Origin of the sequence: Vibrio sp. YT-16, from assembly GCF_033337405.1 — a bacterium.
Lineage (GTDB): Bacteria > Pseudomonadota > Gammaproteobacteria > Enterobacterales > Vibrionaceae > Vibrio > Vibrio alginolyticus.
The window spans coordinates 1-1,158 of sequence record NZ_JAWOQQ010000121.1 but is presented as its reverse complement, the minus strand read 5'-3'; the positions used below and the strand labels follow the sequence as shown (position 1 = coordinate 1,158).

Annotated in this window: 3 protein-coding genes; all 3 read right to left on the bottom strand. The window is 43.4% G+C overall.

The features are described from left to right. On the bottom strand, positions 1–428 hold a 428-nt coding region (locus R7F07_RS25170; protein ID WP_318110666.1), incomplete at its 3' end, for a DUF962 domain-containing protein. 103 nt (positions 429–531) lie between these two features. Further along, positions 532–885: an MmcQ/YjbR family DNA-binding protein gene (locus tag R7F07_RS25165; protein WP_318110665.1), complete on the bottom strand. Its 354-nt coding sequence runs from the start codon at positions 883–885 to the stop codon at positions 532–534. 33 nt (positions 886–918) lie between these two features. Beyond that, the coding region (locus R7F07_RS25160) for a MarR family winged helix-turn-helix transcriptional regulator (protein ID WP_318110664.1) at positions 919–1,158 on the bottom strand (240 nt) is incomplete at its 5' end.

Below are 1,158 nucleotides of genomic sequence, written 5' to 3'. Positions count from 1 at the left end.
CCGATTAATAAGAACTGTAGGTCCTCAAAAAAGGATGGCTTTTTGCCCTCAATTTTGTGCCCTATGAACTGAAGAATCCACAAAGCGCCAAACAACAGCATAGAAATGTGTAAGACGGGTAGCTGTAGAATCTCCAACGACCAAATCAAACCAATACACGCTAACGTGTAACCGAGCATCATCATGAACACACTGAGAGATAAACGGAAGTAAAAGACCCAAACCGGAATGACAGCGAACCAAACCCAGTTGAGCTGAAAACCTAAAATTGAAAGTTGAGGAATGGACCAAATAAGCCCAACCACAGAAAGATAAATACCCGGTACGGCAACTTTGTGAATTTTTTGATTGATTGGGTTTTGATGGCTTTCACCGTAGGCTTCTAACCAGTCAGATAGTGCTCGCCTATCACTTACCTTTTTACGCAACTTCTTCTTATATAGTCCGAGCTCAAAAAAGGTGCGAGTTTTTCAGCGAGCAATTGATGGTTTTCGTTATTGCCTAAACGCTTTTCTGAAATGCTATTTCGCTTCAGTGTCCAAGTAATGTACGTTGCGCTTTGGGCAGTTTCCCTACAACCAAATCGTAGGAGCGCTCGCACAAGTCTTGAATGAGACCATCTTCGGCATCACCATTGAAATACACTGTGACCCAATGGCGTTTGTTAAGATGGTAGCCCGGTGTGATGTCGGTAAACTGGGACGTTAGCACTTCTCCATCTTCCGGTTTCACTTTAACACTGACGTATTCTCGACCACCACGCTCCGCGATTATCGCGAACATTTTGCCTTTTACTTTGAACACAAGTGCGTCAGGGCCAAAGGGGAAGTCACTTTCGGCGCACATAAATGTCTCTAAATACGATTCCAATTCTTTGATATTCATGCTCATTCCTTATCTTTTTTGCGACGAGATTCGCTATTCAAATTGAGGCAGTAGTAACTTTAACGCCTGATTCACTTGTGACTTTTCATCCGCCGACAATCCACTAATCAAACTATGTTGTACATCCACATGCTCTTGGATCAACGACTCAATCAATGCCAAGCCTTCAGTTGTTAGCTCAACAGTAACACTGCGTCGGTCTTCTTTACTGTGCTCTCTGGCAATAAAGCCTTTCTTTTCTAGCTTGTCTAAGCGGTTGGTCATCGCTCCGGA